This is a genomic window from Streptomyces sp. NPDC058257, from assembly GCF_042881845.1.
Classification (GTDB): domain Bacteria; phylum Actinomycetota; class Actinomycetes; order Streptomycetales; family Streptomycetaceae; genus Streptomyces.
Window position 1 is genome coordinate 40,833 of sequence record NZ_JBHVXJ010000018.1, and the last position, 25,871, is coordinate 66,703.

At 68.8% G+C, this 25,871-nt stretch carries 23 protein-coding genes and 1 pseudogene; 14 read left to right on the forward strand and 10 right to left on the reverse strand.

The window, feature by feature from the left end; all coding sequences use genetic code 11:
• Window positions 1-758: 758 nt before the first annotated feature.
• Complete coding sequence (locus ACFVXC_RS32180; protein WP_389912452.1) at window positions 759-1,571, forward strand: C40 family peptidase; 813 nt, start codon at window positions 759-761, stop codon at window positions 1,569-1,571.
• A gap of 84 nt (window positions 1,572-1,655) precedes the next feature.
• Here the strand turns inward: ACFVXC_RS32180 and ACFVXC_RS32185 are convergent, their stop codons facing one another.
• The gene (locus ACFVXC_RS32185; RefSeq protein WP_383273545.1) at window positions 1,656-1,982 is read right to left on the reverse strand and encodes a putative quinol monooxygenase; all 327 of its coding nucleotides are present in this window, start codon (window positions 1,980-1,982) and stop codon (window positions 1,656-1,658) included.
• 113 nt (window positions 1,983-2,095) lie between these two features.
• On the reverse strand, window positions 2,096-3,385 hold the full coding sequence (locus tag ACFVXC_RS32190; RefSeq protein ID WP_389912455.1) for a geranylgeranyl reductase family protein: 1,290 nt from the start codon (window positions 3,383-3,385) through the stop codon (window positions 2,096-2,098).
• Between the two features lie 97 nt (window positions 3,386-3,482).
• Here ACFVXC_RS32190 and ACFVXC_RS32195 point away from each other — a divergent pair, with 97 nt between their 5' ends.
• Both ACFVXC_RS32195 and ACFVXC_RS32200 read left to right on the forward strand, forming a co-directional pair.
• Window positions 3,483-4,031 carry a GNAT family N-acetyltransferase gene (locus tag ACFVXC_RS32195; protein ID WP_389912458.1) on the forward strand — a complete coding sequence of 183 codons (549 nt, stop codon included), beginning with the start codon at window positions 3,483-3,485 and terminating at the stop codon, window positions 4,029-4,031.
• Window positions 4,032-4,143: 112 nt separating this feature from the next.
• Window positions 4,144-4,500, forward strand: coding sequence for a PASTA domain-containing protein (locus ACFVXC_RS32200; protein ID WP_389912460.1), 357 nt, complete (start codon window positions 4,144-4,146; stop codon window positions 4,498-4,500).
• A 12-nt stretch (window positions 4,501-4,512) separates the two neighbouring features.
• Here ACFVXC_RS32200 and ACFVXC_RS32205 read toward each other — a convergent pair whose 3' ends face one another.
• Window positions 4,513-7,113: a zinc ribbon domain-containing protein gene (locus ACFVXC_RS32205; RefSeq protein WP_389912463.1), complete on the reverse strand. Its 2,601-nt coding sequence runs from the start codon at window positions 7,111-7,113 to the stop codon at window positions 4,513-4,515.
• A 214-nt stretch (window positions 7,114-7,327) separates the two neighbouring features.
• A complete protein-coding gene (locus ACFVXC_RS32210) occupies window positions 7,328-8,020 on the reverse strand; it encodes a demethylmenaquinone methyltransferase (protein ID WP_389912466.1) in 693 nt (230 codons plus the stop codon).
• 293 nt (window positions 8,021-8,313) lie between these two features.
• On the opposite strand from ACFVXC_RS32210, the gene ACFVXC_RS32215 reads away from it, so the two are divergent.
• Window positions 8,314-9,390, forward strand: coding sequence for a chitinase (locus ACFVXC_RS32215; RefSeq protein ID WP_389912469.1), 1,077 nt, complete (start codon window positions 8,314-8,316; stop codon window positions 9,388-9,390).
• A gap of 72 nt (window positions 9,391-9,462) precedes the next feature.
• Here ACFVXC_RS32215 and ACFVXC_RS32220 read toward each other — a convergent pair whose 3' ends face one another.
• The 4 genes from ACFVXC_RS32220 to ACFVXC_RS32235 form a co-directional block, all read right to left on the reverse strand.
• Window positions 9,463-10,098, reverse strand: a complete 636-nt coding sequence (locus ACFVXC_RS32220) for a hypothetical protein (protein ID WP_389912472.1) — start codon at window positions 10,096-10,098, stop codon at window positions 9,463-9,465.
• 15 nt (window positions 10,099-10,113) lie between these two features.
• A complete protein-coding gene (gene mqnC / locus ACFVXC_RS32225) occupies window positions 10,114-11,313 on the reverse strand; it encodes a cyclic dehypoxanthinyl futalosine synthase (protein WP_389912475.1) in 1,200 nt (399 codons plus the stop codon).
• 71 nt (window positions 11,314-11,384) lie between these two features.
• Window positions 11,385-12,110 (reverse strand): prepilin peptidase, encoded by a 726-nt coding sequence (locus ACFVXC_RS32230; RefSeq protein ID WP_389912478.1) that lies wholly within the window; start codon window positions 12,108-12,110, stop codon window positions 11,385-11,387.
• Window positions 12,111-12,208: 98 nt separating this feature from the next.
• Window positions 12,209-15,208: a BTAD domain-containing putative transcriptional regulator gene (locus ACFVXC_RS32235; protein WP_389912481.1), complete on the reverse strand. Its 3,000-nt coding sequence runs from the start codon at window positions 15,206-15,208 to the stop codon at window positions 12,209-12,211.
• Window positions 15,209-15,753: 545 nt separating this feature from the next.
• Between ACFVXC_RS32235 and ACFVXC_RS32240 the strand changes: the two genes are divergently transcribed.
• The 8 genes from ACFVXC_RS32240 (at window position 15,754) to ACFVXC_RS32275 (ending at window position 23,022) form a co-directional block, all read left to right on the forward strand.
• On the forward strand, window positions 15,754-16,392 hold the full coding sequence (locus tag ACFVXC_RS32240; RefSeq protein ID WP_389912484.1) for a hypothetical protein: 639 nt from the start codon (window positions 15,754-15,756) through the stop codon (window positions 16,390-16,392).
• On the forward strand, window positions 16,389-17,441 hold the full coding sequence (locus ACFVXC_RS32245; protein WP_389912487.1) for a hypothetical protein: 1,053 nt from the start codon (window positions 16,389-16,391) through the stop codon (window positions 17,439-17,441). Before ACFVXC_RS32240 ends, ACFVXC_RS32245 begins: the two co-directional genes overlap by 4 nt.
• 15 nt (window positions 17,442-17,456) lie before the next feature.
• Entirely contained in the window at window positions 17,457-18,044 is a 588-nt protein-coding gene (locus ACFVXC_RS32250) for a barstar family protein (RefSeq protein ID WP_389912490.1), read from the forward strand.
• A gap of 69 nt (window positions 18,045-18,113) precedes the next feature.
• The gene (locus ACFVXC_RS32255; RefSeq protein WP_389912493.1) at window positions 18,114-19,688 is read left to right on the forward strand and encodes a putative T7SS-secreted protein; all 1,575 of its coding nucleotides are present in this window, start codon (window positions 18,114-18,116) and stop codon (window positions 19,686-19,688) included.
• 45 nt (window positions 19,689-19,733) lie between these two features.
• A complete protein-coding gene (locus tag ACFVXC_RS32260) occupies window positions 19,734-20,129 on the forward strand; it encodes a hypothetical protein (RefSeq protein WP_389912496.1) in 396 nt (131 codons plus the stop codon).
• Window positions 20,130-20,199: 70 nt separating this feature from the next.
• Window positions 20,200-20,835, forward strand: a complete 636-nt coding sequence (locus tag ACFVXC_RS32265; RefSeq protein ID WP_389912499.1) for a hypothetical protein — start codon at window positions 20,200-20,202, stop codon at window positions 20,833-20,835.
• Between the two features lie 42 nt (window positions 20,836-20,877).
• Window positions 20,878-21,222 carry a hypothetical protein gene (locus ACFVXC_RS32270; protein WP_389912502.1) on the forward strand — a complete coding sequence of 115 codons (345 nt, stop codon included), beginning with the start codon at window positions 20,878-20,880 and terminating at the stop codon, window positions 21,220-21,222.
• Window positions 21,223-21,444: 222 nt separating this feature from the next.
• Window positions 21,445-23,022 (forward strand): PstS family phosphate ABC transporter substrate-binding protein, encoded by a 1,578-nt coding sequence (locus tag ACFVXC_RS32275; protein WP_389912505.1) that lies wholly within the window; start codon window positions 21,445-21,447, stop codon window positions 23,020-23,022.
• A gap of 172 nt (window positions 23,023-23,194) precedes the next feature.
• Here ACFVXC_RS32275 and ACFVXC_RS32280 read toward each other — a convergent pair.
• Both ACFVXC_RS32280 and ACFVXC_RS32285 read right to left on the reverse strand, forming a co-directional pair.
• Window positions 23,195-23,620, reverse strand: a pseudogene (locus tag ACFVXC_RS32280) (DUF1062 domain-containing protein); the annotation flags it as partial.
• A 265-nt stretch (window positions 23,621-23,885) separates the two neighbouring features.
• Window positions 23,886-24,341: a MarR family winged helix-turn-helix transcriptional regulator gene (locus ACFVXC_RS32285; protein ID WP_389912508.1), complete on the reverse strand. Its 456-nt coding sequence runs from the start codon at window positions 24,339-24,341 to the stop codon at window positions 23,886-23,888.
• A 57-nt stretch (window positions 24,342-24,398) separates the two neighbouring features.
• On the opposite strand from ACFVXC_RS32285, the gene ACFVXC_RS32290 reads away from it, so the two are divergent.
• Together ACFVXC_RS32290 and ACFVXC_RS32295 are read left to right on the forward strand one after the other, a co-directional pair.
• Window positions 24,399-24,764 (forward strand): VOC family protein, encoded by a 366-nt coding sequence (locus ACFVXC_RS32290; protein WP_389912510.1) that lies wholly within the window; start codon window positions 24,399-24,401, stop codon window positions 24,762-24,764.
• Entirely contained in the window at window positions 24,761-25,663 is a 903-nt protein-coding gene (locus ACFVXC_RS32295; RefSeq protein ID WP_389912513.1) for a DNA-3-methyladenine glycosylase family protein, read from the forward strand. Before ACFVXC_RS32290 ends, ACFVXC_RS32295 begins: the two co-directional genes overlap by 4 nt.
• Window positions 25,664-25,871 lie beyond the last annotated feature (208 nt).

The window sequence follows — 25,871 nt, forward strand, 5'->3', positions numbered from 1 at the left end:
ACAGGTCCGACGCGGGGGCGGTGCGGGGGCGGTGCAGGGTCGGCGTGAGGTCCGTACGCGCGCGATGCGCGGGCGGCGGTGATACGCGAGGGCCGCATGGTCGGCACGCACTCGGGTACGCGAACGACGCACGACCGGGGTACGCGGACGACGCGGCGACGCACGACCGGGGTACGCGGACGACGCGATGACGCACGACCAGGGTGCGCGGTGGAGTGAAGTCGTCACGAGAGCCGCCACACACGCGAGCCGCCAGCAAGGGACGAAGACCAACAAGGGACGAAGACCAACAAGGGACGAAGACCAGCAAGGGGCGAAGAGATGTCACCACAAGAGAGGATCGACACCGGCCCCACACCGCCCCGGCACCGGCCGACCGCCGTTCCGTCGTCGATTCGGCGTCGATCCGTCACCGGTCCCCCACACCGGCAACACCCCTGAATTCTTCGGGATATCTCAGAAAGGTCTCGGCCGGATCTCAGGGAGATCCCCTAGGGCCACACCTGTGACCTGCGCCACACGGCACCCCGCGGCGAATAAACCGGGCTTGGCCAACCGACTCAACCGGTGGTAGTCCACGGGCAATTCGGACGTATCGCAGAAAGCCCATGATCACAGGCGTGATCACCGCTGTCCGCATTGCCCGTTACGGCGTCAATAAGAAGTGACACGCCCGGGATTCAAGGCCGCCAGAGGTAACTGTGGCGCAGCCCACGTTTCTTGATGGGAACCCTGACTCCCTGATAGCGGTTGTTCTCATGTCCCACACCGCTCACATACCCAGCCACCGGAAGCCCCGTCGTAGCGCCTCGAAGATGGCCCTGCGCGCCGGAGTTGCCGGTGGCGTCCTCAGCACCCTGGCAGTGGCCGCGGCAGCTGGCACGGCGACCGCAGCCGAGCCGGTGACCGAGACCATCGAAATGCCGACGCTCACCACGGACCTCTCCACGCAGATCGCGCAGTCCGCGGATGCCACCCAGCAGACCGCCGACAGCTACGAGCTCCGCGCCGAGCAGGACGCGGCCGCCGTGAAGGCCGCCAAGCAGGCCAAGGAAGACCAGGCCACCGCCAAGAAGAAGGCGGAGGCCAAGGCGAAGGCCGAGGCCGCCGCCAAGAAGAAGGCGGAGGAGGAGCGCGCCTCGCGTTCCACCGAGCGCACGACGCTCAGCGCGTCGAGCTCCGGGTCGAGCGCCGACGCCGATGTGCCGCCGGCCAGCGGCAACGTCGGTTCGGTCATCAGCTTCCTCAAGGCCCAGCTCGGTGACGCGTACGTCATGGGTGCCTCAGGACCCAACGCCTGGGACTGCTCCAGCCTCGTCCAGGCCGCGTTCAAGCAGGCGGGCGTGGACCTCCCGCGCGTCTCGCAGGACCAGTCGGTCGCCGGTACGCCGGTCTCGCTCTCCAACGTCCAGGTGGGCGACATCCTTTACTGGGGTGGCGCGGGCTCCGCGTACCACGTGGGTGTGTACATCGGTAACGGTCAGTACCTCGACGCCGCCAACCCCGGCAAGGGCGTTGTCGTCCAGGACCTGTCGGGCTACCCCGCCGACGGTGCCGTGCGCGTCCTCTGAGGCTCCTCACAGCCACGTAGAAGGGCCGGGAACCCCCAGTGGGGTTCCCGGCCCTTCTGTGTGCGCCTCAGCCCTTCCTGCGCCTCAGCCCTTCGGCGAGAGCTCACCCATCTCGGACCAGCTGCTGCCCGGAATCTCGGTGTGGATGATTTCCGGGGTCGAAGCGATCGCCTCGGACATCGTCTCCATGCCGGCCTTGAAGTGGTCGGAGCCGACGTGCGCGGCGCCCGCCTCCTGCGAGGCGAAGCCCTCCAGGAGGACGAACTGGTTCGGGTCGTCCACGCTGCGGGACCAGTCGTAGAAGAGGTTGCCTTCCTCCGCGCGCGTGGCACGGGTGAACTCGGCGGTGCGCTCCAGCCAGCTGTCGCTGTACTCGGGGCGGACGGTGAACTTGACGGCGATGAAGATCATGCGACCAGCGTCCTGCCGTCCACCCCGTGAGGGCAAATCGGATACGCCCTGTTTTCTGAGAGCCGAAGTTTTCCGGGAGCCGAACCGGGCCGCGGGCTACCGGGTCACCGGGCTCACGCCTTCGGCGCCACCTTGCTCAGCCCGTTGATGATGCGGTCCATCGCGTCGCCGCCCGTCGGGTCGGTGAGGTTGGCCAGCATCTTCAGTGTGAAGCGCATCAGCATCGGGTGGGTCAGGCCGCGCTGCGTGGCCATCTTCATGACCTTCGGGTTGCCGATGAGCTTCACGAAGGCACGGCCCAGCGTGTAGTAGCCGCCGTACGTGTCCTTGAGGATCTTCGGGTAGTTGTGCAGCGCCAATTCGCGCTGGCCGGGTGTCGAGCGGGCGTGCGCCTGGACGATGACGTCCGCGGCGATCTGCCCGGACTCCATGGCGTACGCGATGCCCTCGCCGTTGAAGGGGTTCACCATGCCGCCCGCGTCGCCGACCAGGAGCAGGCCCTTGGTGTAGTGCGGCTGGCGGTTGAAGGCCATCGGCAGGGCCGCGCCGCGGATCGGCATCGTCATGTTGTCCGGGGTGTAGCCCCAGTCCTCCGGCATCGAGGCGCACCAGGCCTTCAACACCTCGCGCCAGTCGAGCTCCTTGTAGGCGGCGGAGGAGTCGAGGATGCCGAGCCCGACGTTCGACGTGCCGTCACCCATGCCGAAGATCCAGCCGTAGCCGGGAAGGAGCCGGTCCTGGGCGCCGCGGCGGTCCCACAGCTCGAGCCAGGACTCCAGGTAGTCGTCGTCGTGGCGCGGCGACGTGAAGTACGTACGGACGGCGACGCCCATCGGGCGGTCCTCGCGGCGGTGCAGCCCCATCGCGAGGGAGAGCCGCGTCGAGTTGCCGTCGGCGGCGACCACAAGGGGCGCGTGGAAGGTGACCGGGGTCTTCTCCTCGCCCATCTTGGCGTGCACGCCGGTGATACGGCCCGTGCGGTCGTCGATGATCGGGGCGCCGACATTGCAGCGCTCGTACACGCGGGCGCCCGCCTTCTGCGCCTGGCGCGCGAGCTGCTCGTCGAAGTCGTCGCGCTTACGGACCAGGCCGTAGTTCGGGTAGGCGGCGAGATCCGGCCAATCGAGCTGGAGCCGTACGCCGCCCCCGATGATGCGCAGGCCCTTGTTCCGCAGCCAGCCCGCCTCCTCGGAGATGTCGATCCCCATGGACACCAGCTGTTTGGTGGCGCGCGGCGTCAGACCGTCGCCACAGACCTTCTCCCTCGGGAACGCGGTCTTCTCCAGAAGGAGTACGTCGAGTCCGGCCTTCGCCAGGTAATAGGCGGTCGTGGAACCGGCTGGCCCGGCCCCGACGACGATCACATCAGCGGTGTGTTCGGTGAGGGGCTGGGGCTCGGTCACGGCGGGTTCTCCCCAAAGCTCGAAATCTGTGTGCCGACGGGCACGGGTTATGGGCAGTCTATGCAGCGGTACTGATCAGCCAGCCGAAGGGCCACCCGTGACAAAGCAGGCGACAGAGCAAGCGACAGAGCAGACACCGCCGACCAGGCCCCTGCCCGCCGTACAGCTGCGCGTCCCGACCCACGAGGACGCTCTGGTCTGGCACCGCCTCTTCGACGACCCGGACGTCATGAGGTTCCTGGGCGGCCGGTCCGCCGAACTCTCCATGTACGAGGAGCTGACCGCCCGGCAGCGCAGACACGACGCCGAACTCGGCTACTGCCTCTGGACGTTGCTCGACGCGGACGGTGAACCGATCGGCTTCGCCGGAGCACAGCCCTGGCCGCGCGACTGGGGACCCACGGGAGAGATCGAGATCGGCTGGCGGCTCGGCCGCGCCGCCTGGGGGAAGGGGTACGCGACGGCCGCCGCGCTGGCGGCCGTGGAACGGGTACGCGCGGCGGGCGTACGGGACGTGGTGGCCGTGGTCGACGCCGGCAACGAACGGTCGGCGGCGGTGACGCGGCGGCTCGGCATGGCACAGGCCGAGACCTACACGTCGCCGGTGTCGAACCGGGAGGTGCACGGCTTCCGGCTCGCGCTGTAACGGGCGAACGGACGCACGGACGCACGGGCCTTCGGCAGAGCTTCGGCGGGGGTGACGGACCGCTTCCTGCCGACGCCCGGCGGGTCTACCCTTCCGGTACCGCTGGGGGGGGGTGACATCTGTGCCGAAGGCGCCCAGGACGGACGCGGCGGGCGACGTGCGCGTGCCGCGGTTGACGGGTCTCATGGCCGTGGACGCGCGCGAGTCGGCGGTGCAGCACGGCGTGCTGCTCGCGGCGCCGGACCGCCCCGAGTTCCACCTGGTCGTCGTCGAGTACGTGGTCCGGCAGTACCCCCTCCCCGGCGTGTGGATCCCGCGCGATGCCGTCGTCACCGTCTGGTTCGACCTCGGCCCCGCCGAGGGCGACGGCGGCGCGGGGGTGCGCGAACCGCGCCGCCCCGGGCCGCCGGACGGCGGCCTGCGCCGCGAGCTCGACGAGCCGGGGCCCGAGGTCGGCGCCGTCTGGTGAACGCGCCGGTACTCAGCCGTTGAGCCGCCAGTTCTCCAGCGCGATCCGGTGGACCTTCGCGCCCTCGCTCGTGGGCCAGACGTCCGCGCGCCAGGAGAGCTGGATGGCGTACTCGGTGCCGTTGTCAGCGACGTAACTCTGGTCGAGGGCGTGGATCTGGCGGCCCGCGGTGTCGGTGAAGGTGTACTCCCAGATCGCGCCACTGCGTCCCTCGAAGGTGTTCGGCTCCAGGCGGATCCGCTGGTAGTCCGACTTCTTCGGGTCCTTCTTGGCGTCCTTCTCGATGGTCGTGAAGTTCTCGTACGAGGTGTACGGCGCGTACGGCACCACGCCGACCAGGAACTCCTCCAGGCCGGTCGAACCCGCGTACACGATCTGTCCGGGACGCTCCTCGCCCTGCCGGGTCCAGCCGTCCGGCACGGCGAACTCGAAGCCGCTCACGTCGGACACCAGGTCGGAGCCCGCGGGCACTTGGGGGGTGTCGTCCACGGTGTCCCGGCTCGCGCTCGGCTCCGCCGTGGGTGTGAACGTGGGCGACGCGGTGGGCGAGGCGTTCGGTGCCGGCGGCTCGGTCTGGTCCTCGGTCCGGCTGATGGCGGGCTTGTCGTCCTTGCCTCCGGCCCTGTCCGCCTTGCCGTCGTCGTTGTTCTGCCAGAGCAGGACACCGGCCGCGATACCGCTGCCGATGATGAAGGCGCCGACGAGCGTGCCGACCCAGAGGGCGGTGGGGCGGGGCCGGGGTGGGGCGGTGGGGGGCTGCTGGAAGGAATGCGGGGCGTAGGCGAAGGAGGGGGCTCCGGTCGGGACATACGTGGGCTGGTCGTACGTGGGCAGGTCGTGGACGCCCTGAGGTGCGGGGGCAACCGGGTTCGCCGGAGCGTCTGTCGTGACGGGTCCTACGGCGCCCACGGGGGCCGCGGCCTCGGGTGCCGCGCCCACGGGACCGCCCGGCATCGGCGGGCCCCAGGGAACCGGCCCCGCGACGAGCCCCGCCCGCTGCCCCGCCACCCGCAGCAGGAACGGCGCGATGAGCACCGCGACGACGACCCAGAGCAGCCCGAAGAGCAGCACGTCCGGCACACTCACGCCCGCCTCGAAGGTGCCGTTGCCCGAGCCGCCCGAACTGCCTCCTCCGAACTGCGCCGAGGCGCTTCCGGTGGCGTCGACACCGACCCCGCCGAGCCCGGCGAGAAGCAGGAAGAGCCCGAAGAAGACACCGGCGGCGAGCAGTTGCTCACCACGGTGCGCGGAACGGCGGGCGGCGAGGACGCCGATGACCAGCGCGCAGACGAGCCCGAGTGTCAACGCCCCCACGATCGCCCACGCGTTGGTGACGTCCCCCAGCTCGGAGAGCCCGAAGGACTCGCTCTCGTGGCCGCCCCCGTACGACGAACTGCTCCCCTGCACCGAAGCGTCGAGCGGCGCGCCCCACCCGAGACCGAGGGCGGCGACGCCCAGGTTCGGCAGCAGCAGAAGGGCGATGACCAGCGGGGACACATCGGCGCCGTCGAGGTCGGCGGCGCGTTCGAGGTCGTCGATCTGAGTGAGGCTGACGAACGCGACGACCGAGCAGAGCACAAGGACGACGGCGAGCGCGCGCAGCGCCGTGCCGGTGGCACGGAACGTCGCCTGCCACACCGGCCGTTGGGCCAGCCAGTGGGCCAGGTCGTGGCGGTGCAGTACGCCACCGGAGACGGCGAGTGCGAGTACGAACGCACCGAGCGCGGCGAGCACGGGCGACGAGGAGAGCCCGACGCCATCGATCTCGGGCTGCGCGAAGAGGCTGAGCACGAGGGTGCCCGTGGTCACCAACAGGGTGACGCGCACGGCCGCTTCGAGCCCCGCAGTGCCCCCGCCCTGGCCTTCGGCGCGTACGAGAAGACGGTTGCGCAGGATGTGTACGCCGATGAAGAGGGCCCCGATCCACAGCGCGGTGACGGTGAGCGGAATGAGGTGCAGCACGGCGCTGCCGTCGAAGGCGGTGCTCACGTCGGAGCTGTCACCGCCGAAGACCGACGCCGACTGCCGCCGCTCGCTCCCGGAGACCTCGAAGCCGCCGCCCACGGCCTGGAGCAGAGTCGCGAGAGCGATCCGCATCCGATCGCCGAACCCGACGACGACGTCACCGCCACCGCCCCCCTCGCCCTGCCCGTAGGAGGGAATGGCGATCGCGACCGCCGCGACGAGCACCAACCCCACGGGCCACAGCGCGGCTTGAGCGGCCCCGGCCCAGTCGCCCCGAAACGCCCGCCCGAGGAAGGCGCCGAGGGGCGAAGGTGCGGAGGGTGGCCCGGGAACGTATGCGGGCGGGGGTGGGGGCGGAGGCGGGGATACGGGGGCGGCAGCCGGAAGTGCGGGCGCGGGGAGGGAAGTTGCGGTGAACCCGGGCCCGGCGGGCGTCTCGCTGACGGGCGCGTCCGGATCGGGTTCGGCCGCAGCGGCATTCTGCTCACCGGTGTCCCCCACAGCGGTCGGAGCGCCGATCTCCGCCGCGGGCAGATCCGCGAGCCCCGCATCCACGGACGTGCCACGCGGGCGCTCTCGCCCGCACTTCATGCAGAAGCGGGCCTCTTCAGGGGTGGATGCCCCGCAGTGAGGACAGTTCGACGCCATAGGGACGCTCCGTCATTGGGGAGATGACCAGAAAGACCGACCCATGCCGAGCGACGCAGCAGCGGCTGATGCGAAAGAGCGGTCTCGCATCGACGCCGTCGCGTCGGCGGAGTCGTATCACAACGGACACATCTTGCCCTGCGGCTGGTTCCCGTCAACTCGGTTCACAGCGGAATATTTCGCGCGTTTCCGCTTCGGGCGTCCCGCGGCAGGTCTACGCCTTAAATCCCCGGTGCAGCGCCACGACCCCACCCGTCAGATTCCGCCACGCCACCTTCGACCAGCCCGCGTCCTGCAACAGCGCGGCCAGCGTCGGCTGGTCCGGCCAGGAGCGGATGGACTCCGCGAGATAGACGTACGCGTCGGGGTTGGAGGAGACCGTGCGCGCCACCGGCGGCAGCGCCCGCATCAGGTACTCCTCGTAGACCGTGCGGAACGGCGCCCACGTCGCGTGCGAGAACTCGCAGATGACGACCCGGCCGCCGGGCTTCGTCACGCGGTACATCTCCCGCAGCGCCTCGTCCGTCTCCTGGACGTTGCGCAGCCCGAAGGAGATCGTGACGGCGTCGAACGTGTCGTCCTTGAACGGCAGCTTCGTCGCGTCCCCGGCCGTGAACGGCATCCAGGGGTGACGTGCCTTGCCGACCTGCAGCATGCCGAGCGAGAAATCGCAGGGCACGACGTACGCGCCGGCCTGCGCGAAGGGCTGCGACGAGGTGGCGGTCCCGGCGGCGAGGTCGAGGACCTTCTGCGCGGGCCGCGCGTCGACGGCCTTGGCGACCGCCTTGCGCCACAGCCGGGCCTGCCCGAGGGACATCACGTCGTTCGTGATGTCGTACCGTTCCGCCACGTCGTCGAACATCGAGGCGACTTCGTGCGGCTGCTTGTCCAGAGATGCGCGGGTCACCGGACCATTGTGGCAGTACGGACAGCCACACGAGGAGGCGGCTCACGGCAGCAGCCGGGGCCCGCGCCGCGCCGCGACGTCCTCACCCCGGGGAGCATGAGAATCGGGGAATCCGGGTCAACCGGTCAACAGGGCCAACCGGGCCAACCGGGTCAACCGGGTCAACCGGGTCAACATGTGATCGGGCTGGGAGAGTTGCCGAGCATTCGTCCGCACAGCTCGTTCCGCGTACGTTGCAAAGGTCAGCCCTTTCCCGAGCAAGTGAGCGAGTGAACGTGCGGAACATACGAGGCGTGCGGAAGACACGAAGCGTGCGCGATACCCGGCGCTCGCTGAAACCGACCGCCGGCCTCGTGTGTCTGGTCGCGCTGCTGTGCACCGGGTGCTCGGCGGGCGACGGCACGTCCGATGACACGGCCGACGACACGGCCGACGGCACATCGGACGCGGCCCCGCCCTCGTCGAGCACGTCGTCCCCCTCCGGGACGCCGGAGACCACCACGGCGTACGCCCCCTACGTCAGCGCCACGACCGCCGGGGACACGGACAGCTCGGGCGCCCCTTCGACGTACAACCTGGCCTTCGTCGTCGCGGACGGCAGCGACTGCACGCCGGTGTGGGGCGGGACCACGGACATCGACAGCGAAGCGGTGGCATCCCGGATCGCGAAGCTGAAGAAGACCGGCGGCGCCGTCCGCGTCTCCTTCGGCGGCGCGGCGGGCAAGGAACTGGCGCTCACCTGCGACAGCGCGTCCCGACTCGCCGCCGCCTACGCCAAGGTCCTCGACGCCACCGGCGCGACCGAGGCCGACTTCGACATGGAGGGCGACGCGCTCACGGATTCCGCGTCCGTCGCCCGCCGCTCCGACGCGATCGCGCTGCTGCAGAAGGAGCGTGGCCTCAAGGCCACGTTCACGCTCCCGGCGATGCCGTCGGGCCTGACCGCCGACAGCGTGGCGCTGCTCGACTCCGCCAACGACCACGACGCGCGGGTCTCGACCGTGAACATCATGGCGATGAACTACGGCACGTCCTACACCGGCGACATGGGCGACTACGCGATCACGTCGGCCACCAAGGCGCACGCCCAGATCAAGAAGGCCTTCCGCCTCTCGGACAGGAACGCCTGGCAGGGGCTCGCCGTCACCGCGATGATCGGCGTGAACGACGTGAAGGGCGAGACGTTCACGCTCGCGGACGCGGCTCGGCTACGGGCGTACGGCGAGCAGAAGGGCCTCGCCTGGCTCTCGGCGTGGGCGTCGTCCCGCGACAAGCAGTGCGCGGACGGCACGTCGACGGCCAAGGCCCGGAATTCGTGCAGCGGGGTGGAGCAGAAGGCGGGGGCTTTCGCGAAGACGCTGTCGGGCTGAAACGCGCCCCTTGAGGGGCGCGGGAAACCGCGCGCCCGGCCCCCACCGGGCCCTCGGCGAAACACGAGACACCTACCGCCGCCGGTACACCAACCGCCCCCCGAGCACCGTAGCGACGCAAGTCACCCCGCCCCGCTCGACCAGCGCGGCCTCATCGGGCACGTCGAAGGCGGCGAGATCGGCACGCCCGCCGACGGCCAACGGCCCGTGAACCGTCCCCGCGAGGTCGCCCCCTTCGACAAAGGGGTCGAGGCCAGGCCCCACCGTCAACGGCGGCGCAAGCCGCCACGCGTCCGCCACCTCACGCAGCCCCGCCCGCACCACCGACTGCCGCACCCCATCCGGGAACCCCCCGCCGACATGCGTCGTGCCGTGCGCCAGCATCCGCTGAAGACCGCGCCGCACACTCCCCGCCCAGCGGGCGTCGTCGTCGGACGCGAAGTCGGCGATCGGCTCGGTGCCGAGCTCGTCGGCCTCGCGCGGATCGGGGTGGTAGACGCGGGTGAGCAGCCACCGGCCGTGCCACTGCCGGAGTCCCGGTGTGATCACGCCGGGCCACTGCCGGACGCGTGCGCGCGGATGCTCCGCCACGACGTCCTCGTACGGCCCGACGGCGGCGATCCGGTCCCCGTCGACGAGCACCGCGCCCCCTGAAACCGGCGCCGCGCCGACCGGCAGGACCAGCGGCGCGGCGTGAATCGTCAGCACAGCGGCCTGAGCTCCTCAGTTGGAGGCGAGGAGCTTGAGCTCGGGGTGGGCCGTGCCGCCCTCGATCGCCGTGGAGGAGATGTGCGAGGCGACGCGGTCGTCGGTCGGGTCGTTCGCCGGGTCGTCGTGCACGACGAGGTGCTCGTACGTCGTGGCGCGCTGAGCCGGGACGCGGTCCGCGGTGCGGATCATGTCGATCATGTCGCGCAGGTTGTTGCGGTGCTTGGCGCCGGCGGAGGAGACGACGTTCTCCTCCAGCATCACGGAGCCGAGGTCGTCCGCGCCGTAGTGCAGGGTGAGCTGGCCGGCCTCCTTGCCGGTGGTCAGCCAGGAACCCTGGATGTGGGCCACGTTGTCGAGGAAGATCCGCGAGATCGCGATCATGCGGATGTACTCGAAGATGGTCGCCTGGGTCCGGCCCTTGAGGTGGTTGTTCTCGGGCTGGTACGTGTACGGGATGAAGGCCCGGAAGCCACCGGTCCGGTCCTGCAGATCGCGGATCATCCGCAGGTGCTCGATGCGCTCGGCGTTGGTCTCGCCCGTGCCCATGAGCATCGTGGACGTCGACTCGACGCCGAGATTGTGGGCGATCTCCATGATCTCGAGCCAGCGCTCGCCGCTCTCCTTGAGCGGGGCGATGGCCTTGCGCGGGCGGGCCGGGAGCAGCTCGGCGCCTGCACCGGCGAAGGAGTCGAGCCCGGCGGCGTGGATCCGCTGGATCGCCTCTTCGGCGGAGACCTTCGAGATGCGGGCCATGTGCTCGACCTCGGAGGCGCCGAGGGAGTGGATGACCAGCTGCGGGAAGGCCTTCTTGATCGCGGAGAAGTGCTCTTCGTAGTACTCGACACCGAAGTCCGGGTGGTGCCCGCCCTGGAACATCACCTGCGTGCCACCGAGCTCGACGGTCTCGGCGCAGCGCCGCAGGATGTCGTCGAGGTCGCGCGTCCAGCCCTTCTTGGTGTCCTTCGGGGCGGCGTAGAAGGCGCAGAACTTGCAGGCCGTCACACACACGTTGGTGTAGTTGATGTTCCGCTCGATGATGTACGTCGCGATGTGCTCGGTCCCGGCGTACCGGCGGCGGCGGATGGCGTCCGCGGCGGCGCCGAGCGCGTGCAGCGGGGCATCGCGGTAGAGGTCGAGCGCCTCTTCTTCGCTGATCCGCCCACCTGCGGCGGCACGGTCGAGGACGGACTGAAGTTCGGCCTTCTCGGTCACCGGGGCGTCCCTTTCGTAAGGGTTCTGGACGGACTGATTCAGCGTACGCCAGCTGTTTGCGGAGCCCGACGTCAGGCGGCGTACGCCCCGACGAGCAGCCCGAGGAACGCCCCGCCGATCAGGAAGGGCCCGAACGGGATCGCCGTCTTGCGCCCGGCGCGGCGGGCGACGACGAGCCACCCCCCGTACAGGGCGGCGAGCAGGAACCCGGCGAAGGTGCCGAGCAGCACCGCGCCCCACCCGTACCAGCCGAGGACGGCACCCAGGCTCAGCGCCAGCTTCACGTCGCCGAAGCCCATGCCGTTCGGGCTGATGAGGAAGAGCACGAAGTACGCGCCGCCGAGCCCGAGCCCCCCGTACAGCGCGTGCACCAAGGACCCGGCGTGCTCGGGAAGCAGCGCGGCGCCCCCGAGGAGGACGAGCGCGGCGACGGCCAGCGGCAGGGTGAGCACGTCGGGCAGCCGGTGCACACCGAAGTCCACGACGGCGAGCAGCACGCCGAAGGGCGCGAGCAGCAGCCAGACGGCGAGCTCGGGGCGCGGGCCTGTCGCGGCGGCGAGGGCGGCGCAGACGAGGGCGGTGGCGAGGGAGACGGTGAGGGTGCGCGGCCCGATGTGGGTCCCCTCCGCGCACCGCGGAAGCCCGACCCAGCCGCCGACGGGATGCCCGTCGGGGCAGCTGTCCCGCCACGCCTCGTCGGGCGCCACGGACAGCCGGTACACGGCACGGGGCACGAGGAGCCCGGCGATGGCGCCCCAGAGGGCGCCGCCGACGACGACGTACAGGAACGGGTCCAACGGTCACCCTCTAGACGCGGGGATACGGACAGGTGGGAGGGAGGGATCCGCCGCGAAGCGGCGGCCCGGAAACCGCCCCCACCCCCGCGGCGGCAGAACTACCCGACAGCGGAAAGCCCACTGCGCCAAGCAGGAAGCAGCTCGTCCAGCAGGGCCTCGGTCCGAGGCGGCACGCCCCGGGCCCCACTCCGGGAGACGAGATCAGCCGCAACCTGCTGAAGCCGCGCCGGATCACCGACCGCATGCGTGGCCCGCAGCAGCTCGTTCCAGAGCCGCTCGTCCCCCGGCGCGGAATTCAGCGAGGCGTTCAGCGCCTCGATGGCCTTCTCCGAGCGCCCCTTCTCCAGGTGGAACTCGGACAGGGCGAGGCCGATGTCGGCGACGAGCAGCGGCAGCTGCGCGTCGATGATCTCGTGCGTGAGCCACGCGTACCGCCCCTGCGGCCGGTCCGAGAGCAGCGGCCCGCGTACGAGCACCAGGGCGTCGGTGAGCATCCGCCCCCGCACGGCCCGGCTGTTGGCCCCGCGGCCCTGGGTCGCCTCGTGGTAGAGCGACCGCAGGACATCGAGGTCGGACACGACGGACTTGGCGAGCGTGAGCCGCCCGCTCCGGTCGGCCCGCAGCCGGGCCTCGCCGTCAGGCTCGGTGCCGAGCCAGTCCCGCAGCCGGTCGACGAGCGCGTCGCGTACGTCCTCGGTGACACCGCGCGGCCACAGCGCGGAGGAGAGCACCCGCGGGTGCACACCCTCGCGGTGCAGCAGGAGCAGCGCGAGCGCCTCGTGCATCAGCGGGCTGCGCTCGCCGTCCGGAGTGTCGAGACCGATGATCTCGTACGTACCGACGAGGCGCGCGTACACCGCGGGCCGCCCCTGCTCGGTGACGTCGACGAGGAACGGCGGGGTGGCGGCGCCGCGACCTGAACCGGTGCGTCCCTCGCCCTCGCCCTCGCCCGGATCGGCGTCGACGAAGAGCTCCACGACGGCCCTCTGCTGGGCCTCGGGCAGCGCCTGCGCCTCCAGCTCCAGCCCGAGCAGCGGGGCGAGCAGCTTGCCGTCGGGGGTGATCTCCATCTCCCAGGCGGCACCCGGCAGATCCCCGGACTCCGTGCCGACGAGGTATCCGATGCCCAGCCGGCTCGCGTCGGAGGCCAGTTCGGCGAGCTTCACGGCGTCTTCCCCGGTGGGCTCGGCGGCGAGCAGCACCAGGTGCGGCGCCCAGCGGGTGTGCTGGGCAGGCCCCGTACGACCAGTAAGTACTGAGTCGTGCCCGGCGGCCCCCAGCGCCCCGCGCCGCTGCCGCGTCTCGGCCTCCATCGTCTCGATCAGCGCCTCGATGTCGTCGAGGTGCCGCAGCCGGTTGGGCGCGAGCGGCGTCAGGTCCTGCCCGAAGCCGACGAGGGTGATGGTCATGCGGTCGGACCACCCGTTGGTGGCGAGCTCGGCGGCGACGGAGGCGAAGACGGCGGCACGGTCGGACTCGCGCCCGCTCAGCGAGACGACACCGGGTACGGCTTCGAGATTGAGGAGCAGCCGCGAGTCGTCGAGCGTTCCCAGACTCACGAGCCCCGGATAGGGAGCGGCGGTATCCATGTCCTCGTACCGCTCGGCGTCGGTCCGTGCCAGCATCCAGAACGTCTGGTCCTGCCCCAACTGCCAGGGAGCGGGCGGCCGTCCGGCGGGCTGGGCGAGCTGGAGGTGCAGATCGCCGTTGCTGAGCCAGGCGGCGTAGACGGTCGGCAGAGCGCGCGATTCCTCGGCGAGGGAGGCGGCGAGCCCCCGCAACGACAGATCGAGAAGCCGTACGCCCTCGGGGTCGGCCCCGACGAGCAGCGCGTCCTGCGCATCGGCGGCGCCACCGGTCGGCGTGGGCGGCTCCATGCCACGGCGTCCGCCGACGGCGCCCATGGCGGACTGCCACAGCGCGTGCCGCCGACGGCGCCCGAGCGCGCCGAGGAGCCCGGCGGCGAGAAGGGGCGCGCCGATGAGGGCCTCCGGCAGCCCGAAGGAGAACCCTTCCGACTCGCTCCCACCGCTGGCGACGGGCGCTTCCTGCTGCCCATGCCCGGCACCCTCGGAGGGCCGCTGCTCGGGAATGCTGATGTGCGCGGTGTCGCGATCGACGGATCCGCCACCTCGCTGACCGCCACCCTGCTCCTTGGCCCCGCCCCCCTGCTCCTGGGCGTGCCCCCCGGACTTCGCGTAGTCGGAGATCTGCTCCTTCACGTCCTGCGAGACCTTGGGCGCCTCGTCGGGCATCTCGACGAGCTCGCCGCCGTGCGCGTCCGCGGGCATTTCCATGATCCAGCCGGGCCGGATGAGGCTGGCCTCGGAGAGCTTGGACCCGTCGGGCTGCTCGCGGTCCTTGTTGAGCTGGTAGATCTCCTTGTAGCGGCGACCGTCTCCCAGGTGCCGCTCGGCGATCTCCCACATCGAATCGTGGTGACGCCCTTCGGGCGGCTGGATCCGGTAGTACTTGGTGTCCCCGTCCTTGGCGTTGCTGCCGCCGGCATGGGCGGCGGCCTGCTCGGCCTGCTCGGCGACGGCGCCGGCGGCGCTCCCGGCCTGCTCCTGCCCGAAGAGACCCCCGGGCGTCTGCTGGGCGGAAGCGGCGGAGGCGGGCTTCTGGTTCCCCTCCAGCGACTGCCCGAACTGCGAGAGCCCCGGCGCGAAGCTGGCGGCGGTGGCGCCCACCAGGAGGAGGGCGGCGACGAGTTGACGGGCGAGGAGCTGACTTCCGCCGGCGCCGGGAATGCGGCCCGGCATGCCGACACCCGAGAGCGCGGCCTTGACCTCCACCAGCACACAGGCGGTGAACTGGGCCCAGGCGAGCCAGACGACGACAGTCAGTACGTTGATGAACGTCCCGACCGTGATCTCCTGCTGCAACCAGTCAAGGGAGGGCGCACCGCCCGGAAGCGGCCACCCCACGGCGTACGCGAGGGCGCCAGGCACGCCGAAGACCAGCGCGGCCAGCGCGACAAAGGCGAGGAACGCCTTGAAGAAGTCCCCGAACGAACGTCGACGCCGGGGCAGCGGCTGCGGCGTCCGATTCCGTGGAGCCGACGGGCCGCCTGTCGAACTTGAAGAGGTGCGCGCCATGGCGGGTGTCCTGTTGTCCTCTGAGAGGGAGCGGATAGAGATACAGCGGTTTCAGCGGTATCAGCGGTCTGTCTGTGCTGTGGGCTGAGCGTACCGAGGCGATGGTACGGAAGGGGCCGGAGGTCAGACAGAGCCAACGGCGCCCAAGGGCCGCGAGGGGCTTTCTCCGGGTGACCGTTAACGCCCGAGTTGCACGGTAAGCGCAGCTCTTCCCGCGCGGTTTCGGCCCGATTCCCCCCCCTGTCGCCCGCCCCTGTCGCCCGCCCCGGACAGTCATTCACGGGCATTCACCCCCGCATTCACAGGCATTCGCCCCCGCGAGTCACAGTTCCGGCACGGAATCGCTGCGCCCGCGTAGCGCTTGAGACCCGTTCGCGGCCGCTAGCTTCCGTCACCGCACAGAACACGAGAACCTTCACAAGGCCCACCAGTACGGGTAACCCACGCCTGGTAGCGTCGTTCAGCTTCATTCTCGCCTGCACACATACGGAACTCTGCCGAACTCGGCCGAACCCTGGGGGACTGCAATCGTGGCCCGTCGCACTATGCCCATCGTTGCCACGCTGGTGGCGAGCGCGACCCTGCTGTTGACCGCGTGTGGGGGCGGCGGGAGTGATGACTCCTCGGACAAGATCGAGGGGGCGGGACAGGGGTCGAGCAAGCCGTCGCCGTCGAAGACCGAATCGAAGTCGCCTGCCGTCGACCGTCCGGAGATCAAGCTCCCGAAGAGCTTCGATCTGCCCTTCGAAGAGTGGACGAGCAGCGAGCCCGACAAGCAGGCCGTCCTCGACGACGGCAAGGAGCATCTCCGGGCGGGGTACGCCGCGATCATCGCAAAGGATCTCGACGCCGAGTCGCTCGCGTTCTACGACACCACGGCCGGCCTCTCGCAGGACCAGCAGTGGATCAAGACGTACACGGGTAAGGACCTCACCGTCATCGGCAAGCTGCCGGTCTTCGACCCCAAGGTCACGTTCCTGGGCGAGAAGAAGGCGAAGGCGTCCCTCACCTACTGCACGGACGAGAGCAAGGCGTACTCGAAGGAACGCAAGTCGGGTAAGACCGAGGGGAATCCCGCGGGCACGGCCCCCGAGGTCTTCTACACCCTCACCCTGCACAAGAACGCCCAGGGTGTCTGGCAGACCGTGTCCACCCAGTCAAAGAGGGGCGGCTGCTCACGATGAAGCCACGGCACACGTTGTCGGCACTGACCACCGCATCACTCACCGTGGTAGTTCTCGCGTCCGCGCCTGCCCATGCCGTGGGCGGCGGGGGCACGGCCGGTGAGGTCGACGAGCGCACTCTCGCGTCCACCGCGCACTCCCAGATCGAGGTGAAGTACGTCAAGGGCGGTGACGGCAAGGGCAAGAAGGGCAACCTCGCGCCGATCGACCCCAACTGGAAGCCCCCGGCCTGCTGGTACGAACCGCTCTTTACGCCCGAGCAGCTCAAGGCCTTCGTCGAGAAGACGGACGGCGCGGGAATGGTCGGCATTCACCAGGGCTGGTACGGCAGATCGCTCTGGGAGGACCACTACGCCAAGGGCGAGGACGAACCCAACCTCGACGACGAGAACACCACTGCCGAGGGGTACGACAACTACAACATCGGCAAGAAGGGGTACTTCTGGCGCAGCGTCGCCCCCGACGACGCCGACCCCCGGTCCTCCGAATGCGACAAGGTCATGTTCTGGCAGGACCAGGGTGAGATACCGAATGTCCCGCACACCCCGACTCCCAAGACCCTGGCCGAGTACGCCTACGACAAGGTCGAGATCCCCGAGACCGAGATCGAACTGAAGCCGCAGACCAAGTCGACGGTGAACATGCCCACTTGGGTGTGGCTGGACAAGGGCACCTTCAAGGACGTCAAGGTCCGCGCGGAGCTCCCCAAGACGGGCATCTGGGCGGAGACCACGGCCAAGCCGAAGAGCCTCCACCTGGAGCCGGGCACGGGCGACGCGGAGACCTTCCCCGCATCCGGCGAGTGCGAGATCAACGACGACGGCAGCATCGGCACGCCCTACGCCAAGGGCAAGTCGGAGCAGGACCCGCCGTGCGGCATCAAGTACCTCCGAGCGACCGACGGAAAGCCGTACCAGCTGAAGGCATCGGTCACCTGGGAGATCTCTTGGGAGGGCTCGGACAACGACGGCAAGCACATGCTGCCGAACGGCACCTTCGAGACGACCCAGGACATGGACGTCCAGGAAATCCAGTCGATCAACCGCTGATCCAGGAACTCCACCGTGGGCACCACCATCACCCGGCGCCGTTCGCCATGGGTCGTCTTCACGCGCCACGACGACCCATGGCTGAGCATCGAGACTTCCAAACTCCAGGAACAGGGCGGACGCGTAATCCGCCTGGACGGCAGGGAGTTGCGAGAGCCGGACATCCTGTTCGCCGCCTTTACCCGGAAGCTCCGCTTCCCGGGCTACTTCGGCCACAACTGGGACGCGCTCGTGGACTGCCTCCATGACTGGCACGGCCACGGGGGCAAGACGAAGGACATCGCAGTCCTGATCGACAACGCCGACTCACTGCTCGGTGCCGAATTTCTCGGGCTCTTCGTCTCGGTCCTCTGCCAAGCAGCCTGGAAGGCCAACCTTCAGCTCGACGCCGACGGAGTACCCGACCAACACAGGGCGCCGTTCGCCTCGCACTTCGTTTTCGTCCTCGACAGCACTTCGCCCGCCGCCTTCGCTGTGGCAGCTGCGAGCGGCATGGACGTCGGCGTGGAACTCAAGGAGGGGCGCCTGACGGCGACACTGACCGGCGACGACTGGCCCGGCGGCGGCTCGGAACCGGGTGGATCACCACCAGCGTCCCAGTAGAAGCGCGGGGGCGGTAGCTTCGTATGTGCTTTCGGGCGCAAGCATTTCAGGTTCTACGGGGGTTGCGGCATGGCGGGGAATCGTCCGGCGGATTGGCATGTCCTGGACCTGGACAAGGATCCGACGCCGGGTGATCCGGACCGGGTACGGAACCTGGCGAAGAACCTGCACGACTTCGCTGACGACGTCTCGAAAGTCCTCCGTGACATCAAGGGGATGGCGGGTGAGGACGCGATCCTGACCTGGGCGGGCAAGACCGCCGACACCTTCATCGCGGAGTTCGAGGACGCCCCCGGCAAGCTGAAGAAGCTGAAGAAGAGCTACAACCTCGCGGGCGACGCCCTTGCCTCCTTCTGGCCCGACCTTGAAGACGCCCAGACCAAGGCGGACAAGGCCCTGCGAGACGGCCGCGCAGCCCGCGAGCAACTCTCCACCGCTCAGACCGCGTTGACCGGCGCCAACGACTGGGTGAAGACAGCCACCAAGAAGGCCGACTCCTACGACCAGGACAAGAACCCCGGCAAGGACGTCCCGAAGCCCGACGAGACCGAGGTCCGGCAGGCCTCGCGAAACGCCACCCACGCCAAGGAGAAGCAAGAGTCCGCCCAAGGCAACGTCGACGCTGCCCAGAGTGCGCTTGACGCCGCGAAGAAGCTCGCAAACCAGGCCAAGGGCATACGCGACGAGGCCGCTCACCGCACGGTGAAAAAGCTGGAGGAGGCCTCGGACGCTGGCATCCCCAACCGTCACTGGTGGGAGGAGGCCACCGACTGGGTCGCCGACCACTGGGACGAGATCGTCACCGTCTGCAAGGTCATCGTGGCCGTTGTCGGCATCATCGTGATGATCGTCGGTGGACCTCTCGGATGGCTGGTCTTCGCCGCGGCTTTGGTGGTGATGGCAGACACCATAATAAAAGTCGCCAATGGTGAAGCGGGCTGGGGTGACCTCATATGGGCCGCCCTCGATTGCATACCCGCAACGAAGGGCATCACCAGCCTGGCCAAGCTCGGCAAGCTCTGGAAAGCAGGCGGGCTGAAAGCTCTCGGCACCGGAGCCCTGAAAGGTATCGGCGGCGGTCTCAAGAATACTGCGAACAGCGTCCGTGACCTCAAGAACATACGGTCGGTCGCTTTCGACTTCATGGGTAAGAGCAAGGACGGCAGAATTGCTCCGCCCGGCAGAACCCCTGACGATTTTCTACCATCAGGCATGCCCATTTACCACAAGGATGGCGCTACCGCCATCGGCTATGACCCGTCGACCATGCGTAACTTCGATGTCTCAAAACGACTTCCAGGACATCAGGACGTCATTATCCACGGCACCGAAAGCGGGGATATGATTGCCGGCCAGATGAACCGCATCGGAGAAAGCGCAGGCGGACATGTAGTTCACCCTAACCACGTCCTCGACACCATTAATCGCATACCTGGCTACAATGGTGAGCCCATCAGAATGCTGACGTGCCATTCAGGAGTAGCCCAGCCTCACGTCATCCAAGACATGGCCAACCAACTGGGAGTTACGGTGAAGGCCCCGACAAACGCGGTAGGAGTACCCAGGGAAGTGTTTGGTGACGGCCCATTCGCTCCATTCATCAAGGATAACGGTTCGTGGCTGACTTTCCTCCCCATGGCCTGAGTACCCTTACTTCGTAATCCACATTCCACGCACTAACGAGGAACAATGATTAAAGTCGCAGGATTCTTCGAAGAACTTTCGCCAGGATGGGGGCTCCAGACATCCGGCCCCATCAGGGAATTCACCAACCCGATAGGAGTTCCGGACGAAGATCGCATCATCTCCTACCTGCGCAGTGGTACGGGTATCTGGAGTGAGATGAGCGCGGGCCCCGACGTCCTGGATCCTCATGCACCCATGCTCTCCGGTATCGGCTCTCTGTACACCGATGGCGAGTGGCTATGGCGCGAGGACCTCGCTTACTACGTCGAGACATATCACATCACCTTGCCCGCCGACTTTGTCTCACGCATCAGGCATTTCACCTACAGCGCACCGGAAATCGAGAAGAGCAGGCTCCTCTCCATCATGACCGACGATCTGCGCATCCCTATGGCGTGATCTTCCACCAGCCGGCAGGTATCTTCGTCGGCCCAGCGCCCTGCCCCACACCAAGAAGAGAACGGTCACCATGAGTAGTCCGACTCCCCGGCCCCCAGCGCCTGTGGGTCTCTCCCTCTCCGTGCCGGAGTCCTGGTGGGAGTTCGACATCCGCCCCGAAGGCCGCGAAGCCACCATCCGGGCCCTCATCGACGAGCGAGTCCGGGAAATCCCTGACCTCGGTCCTTACCGTGCCGACTTGACGAACATCCTTCGCAAGATGGCGAAGGAAGCCCACGACTCCGGCGCCCTCTACATGGGCTGCATGGCCGAGAATTTCGACGGACTCCCGCTCACCGCAACCGTCACTGTCTCGGTCATCGGAGCCAAGAACAAGCAGGGTGTGGCCCTTTCGACCGACCCCAGGGCGATCGCCGACAGTCTGCGCACCATGACGCCCCGCCGCGAGGGCGACGCCTGGCGGAACGTGACCACGGTCGACATCCCGGATGTCGGGCCGGCCGCCCGCACCGTCGGCGTAGAGGACGTCCCCGTCGCCCAGGGCGACACCCGTACCCTGCGCATGGCGCTGACCCAGACGTATATCCCCGTCCCCGGAACCACGGAGCAGGTCATAATCGTCTCCGGAGCCAGCCCCGTCCTCGACTTGGCCGAGGCGTTCCACGACATCTTCGATGCGGTGACCGGTACGTTCCGCTTCGTATAGAGGCAGAGCGAACGCGACAGACAGAGCCGAGAGGGAACTGGCATGGGTGGTAAAGGCAAGAGCGACCTCGCACTCCCGCTCAGCGACCTGGAGGACTACGGAAGCCGGTTGCGGTCCGTCAAGGACCGGATGAACCGCACGAAGAAGATCTTCGAGTCCTACAAGGACGACATCGGCGACGGCGGCGTGTACGACGCGCTCGACGACTTCGAGTCCAACTGGGAGGACGGCCGCGAGGACATCACCCAGCAGTTGGACGCGCTGGCCGACATGTCCGACGCGGTCGTACGCGAGTTCAAGAAGCTGGACGACAAGCTCGCCAAGGACGTCTCCGAGGGTGTGAAGGAGAAGGGCGGCAAGGGGAAAGGCAAGGGCGAGGGCGACTAGCCACTCACCCGCCCGCCACCAGCCAAGACCGGCCGCGTTCGTCTCCGGAGGAGCCCGCACGGCGACGCACGCCCCAACGCCCGGTGAACAACGCCCGACCCCGAGCGGCGGCCCGGTGAACTCTGCCTGAGACACCGCCCGTTGACTCGGAACCCCACCCCTCCCCTCGTAATTTGGCCACACCCGCACAACTGGGTTCGGACAACGGGGGTCGGTTCGGTGTTGAGTGGTCTTTCCTGGGAGTCGATGGTCGCCGCCCTCGGGCTCGCGATACCCGTCGGCGCCGCCCTGTGGGAGTTCGGTTTCGCCGGTCGCAAACGGCTCGGCTACCGCGTGCAGATGGACACCACCGCGAAGAACGCGGACACCCACCCGCACGCCGGAGTCCTCCGGCAGATGCAGCAGAACGGCACCTCGCTCGCCGACCCCTCCTTCGTCCTGCTCCGCATCCAGAACAGCGGCTGGACCCACATCGACGCCACCGACTACGTCGTACGCGACGACGACCAGGTCGGCATCCGGATCAACTTCCCCGGCCGCCGCGTCGACGGCATGGTCGTCACCGAGCTCAGCCACGACTACCTGCGCCCGTGCTTCGACGACGCCGCAGGGCTGCGCATGGACGACGGCCACATCGAACTGCCCCGCGTCCCCCTCAACCGCGGCACCCACTACAAGGTCCTCGCCGTCCTCGAACGCGACCCGGATTTCCCGGTCGGCCAGGCCTTCCCCGACCCTGTCGTCGTCGCGGGCATAAAGGGCGGCGTACGCGGCGGGCGGATCAAGAAGACCGAGAGCCACACCTTCGCGTCGAGGCCCGTCATGGTCTTCATCGCGCTCCTGGTACTCATCGCCGCCACCCAGTCCTTCACCTCGTTCACCAGGGACGACGCCCCCACCCAGGCCGCACCGGTGGACTGCGCCGAGGGCACACTGACCCTCTCGGGCTCCACCGCCTTCAAGAGCGCCGTCACCGACGCGGCGAAGCGGTACGTCAAGAAGTGCACGGGCGCCCGCATCCCCGTCACGGACGACACGTTCAAGGGCAGTGTCGAGGGCCTCGACACATTGGAAGCGGCGGGCAAGAAGAGACCCGAGACGGCCAGGACGGCGGAGACGGGGCCCGGTCTGCCCGATCGTCTCGCCTTCACGGATGGGGCAAAGGGCGACGGCCGCCCCCAACTCCTCCCCCGCCCCGTCGCGCTGTCCCTCTTCACCCTCGCCGTCAACAAGGACGCCGGCGTCCAGGACCTCTCCCTCAAGCAGCTACGCCAGATCTACTCCGGCGACATCACCAACTGGCGCCAGGTGAACGGAAACAACGTCCCCATCCACCTCGTGAGCCGACACCCCGGTTCCGGCACGCGCTCCACGCTCGTCCACCAAGTCCTTGCCGACAGAGAGCTGTTGGAGGTCACATCAGCGGACTGCGCCGGCATGGACCGCGGCAAGCCGGGCCGTTGCGAGGTCGGCGACACCGACATCCTCTTGGACAACGTGGCGTCGATCCCGGGAGCCCTCGGTCACAGCGAGGCGGGCGCCGCGCTCACCCACGAGGGCATCCAGCAGGTCCGTATCGCCGGTTACCCGGCCACGGTGGAGGGGGCCGACGCGGGCGCATATCCCTACTGGCAGACGGAGTTCGCCTACACCTACGGCGAACCGCCCGCCGACTCCGTCGCCGCGGGCTTCCTCCGCTACCTCACGGAAGGCGCGGGCAAGGACAGCCTCCCGGTCCACGGCCACCGCCCCTGCTCGGAACTGGAGAAGCCGCTGCTCTGCCGTCCGGTGGGTCAGTAGCGCTCCGTAGGTACTCCGTAGGTGCTCCGCAGGAACTCCGCAGGTACTCCGTTGATGCTGCACGCTCCCCGCCGGGAACGTCTGGCGTCAGCCCATGGAGCGCCTCTGATCCCCGGCCTCTGATCCCTGAGCTCTGGCCCCTTGTCCAGGGACCTGAGCTCAGGGACCAGGGTCGTACCGGCCGGACAGGAATCCGCGCCGCGGAGCGGACCGAGACGTCGATCACCTCGCGGTCCAGATGGTCCGATCCGCCGGTGTCGAGACGCCAGGCGCCGTCCCAGTCGAGGGCTACGCGATCGCGGCGCCGCACGACCACGACCGGTTCCTGGAGCAACTCGGCGGCCAGAGCAGGGTCGTTGTCGTGCAGCCGGTCCAGCAGCTCAGGCCGTACGGAGCGCACGTTCATCCGCTCGAAGACCGTGAGCTTGGCGGTCTCCCCGCACCCGGTGCAGAGCACGAGGAGCCAGGCGTCTATGAGCTTGTGATGGGCGTTGACGTGAAATTTGCCGTTGGCCCGGAAGCGCTCGGAGGCGCAGGTGTGGCAACGGCGGCGAACGAGTGGCAGGCGCGTGGGCATGACAACCCAGCTATTGAGCACAGAAGTACACCCGTTCCCGTTCCAGTGAGAAATCCGCAGCAAAAAGGAGCGCGGCGCACAGGTGCGACGCGCGACAGATCAGCGCTCGGGAGGTCTCACACGGTGTACAACGGGACGCCCTTGGCTAGACGACGAGGCTCGGCAGCACGGTAGTGGCGCACAACGGCGCCGCTCCACCGGTTTTACGGTGCCCTACCGGCTTCAACAGCGCCCTACGGGCCTTTGCAGTGTCCTACGGCATTGCAGCGCCCCACCACCGCCGCTCTCACTCGCCGGAGTCCGCCGACGGCGACGCCTCAAGCGCTTCGGCGGCACGGGTGAGCCAGACATGAATCTCCCGCCATTGCTCCGGTGAGTCGAGTCGGGCGCGCAGGGTGCCCTCGATGCCTTCGATCTCGCTGGACGCCTTGGCAAGCGTGGCGGTGCCGTGTTCGGTGAGCGACAGGGTGCGGTGGCGGCCGGTCATGTCGGCACGGTGGACGAGCCGTGCGCGCACCAGGGCGTCGATGACGCGCAGCATGGTGGGCGCGGTGACGAAGGCCCGCCCCGCCAGTTCCGCGTTGCTCATGCCGGGGCTCTTGGCCAGCAGATTCAACGCCGTGTACTGGGGCCCGGTGAGCCCGTGTGCGGCCAGCTTGGTGTCCATCTCGCGACGCATGGCCTGTTGCAGGCGCTTGACGGCGAATCCGAGCGAGGCGGAGGGATCAAAGTGCGCGTCCATGATCTGCATGCTACGTTGAAAACGATTAGTCCCCTAATTGATTTGGAGAAACCCGGCATGAGTACGACCAACCCCACCGGCCCTGACTTCGTATCCCTCCAGGTCAGCGACATGGACCGGTCCCGCACGTTCTACTGCGACACGCTGGGCCTGCCCGCCGCGCCGTCCAGCCCGCCCGGAGTCCAGGTCATCGCCACCCAGCCGGTCTCCATGGGCCTGCGCAGCGACGCCACCCCCCAGCCCGGAACCGCCGGACACGGCGTGACGCTGTGGATCGGCGTGGACGACGTCGACACCCTCCACAAGACGGTGACGGCGAGCGGCGCGAAGGCGGAGGGGGAACCGGTGGACGGCCCCTTCGGGCGCATGTTCACCGTCGCCGACCCCGACGGCTACCGCCTCACCCTGCACAACGCCGGATGACAGCCACGCATCAGGCCCAGTTGACGGTGCGCGGCAGGTACGACCTGCGCCAAGCCAAGAACTTCCTGGAAGCGTGGCCCCCTGGAGACCCAGGGCCCCTTGAGGAAGGGCTGCAGTTCACCTACTGCGCACCGCCCGACTGGACCCCCACCACGGTGCGGGTCACCCAGCAGCAGGGCAGCACCGCGCTGACGCTGAAGGCATCGGCACCCGTCACGCCAACCCTGCGCGATGACGTGGCGCGCATCCTGTCGGTCGACGTCGACGGAAGCGCCCTTGACGACATCGCCGCCCGCGACCCGGTGGTCGCCACACTGATCCGTACGTCGCCGGGCCTCCGGCCTGTGTGCTTCTGGAGTCCCTGGGAGGCCGCGTGCTGGGCGGTACTCAGCCAGCGCACCTCACGGCACGTCGCGTCCGCGCTCAAGCAGCGCATCACCCAACTCCTTGGCCCACGCGTGGACTTCGGCGAGCTTGCCGGTGATTACGTCGGTGAGTACGTCGGCGCGGCTTTCCCCCCGCCCCGGACCGTGGCGGAAGCCGACTCCCTGCCAGGGGTCAACCCCGTCAAGCTCGAACGCATCCAGGCCATCGCACGCGCGGCGGACGACGGCGCCCTGGACGCGGCGGCCCTGCGCGCCATGCCCACCGGCCAGGCCCTGGACCACCTTCAGCAGCTGCCCGGCATCGGACCGTTCTCCGCCCACCTGATCCTGATCCGCGCCGTCGGCGCACCGGACGTCTTCCCGGCCACCGAACCCCGCCTGCTCAACGGCATGCGCGCCGCCTACCGGCTCCCCGACGCGGACGACCATGAGCTCACCCAGATCGCCGACAACTGGAAGCCCCTGCGCTCCTGGATCTCTTTCCTGATCCGCGCCGCCCCTGCGGCACAGTGAGCTAGGGGGTACGTACGTCAGCCACGAAGGCGCCCCATGCGGCCGGGGCGAAGGCCAGGCGGGGGCTCTGGGAACTCGGGGTGTTCTTGGAGCCGCCCCCCGCCACGGCTGCGGTGTAGGGGCGGGGCCTGTGACGGACGAAGGCGGCCCCTCCGCCCCCCCGTGCAGGAGGTGGAGGAGCCGCCTTCGTCCGTCACAGGGCCGTAGG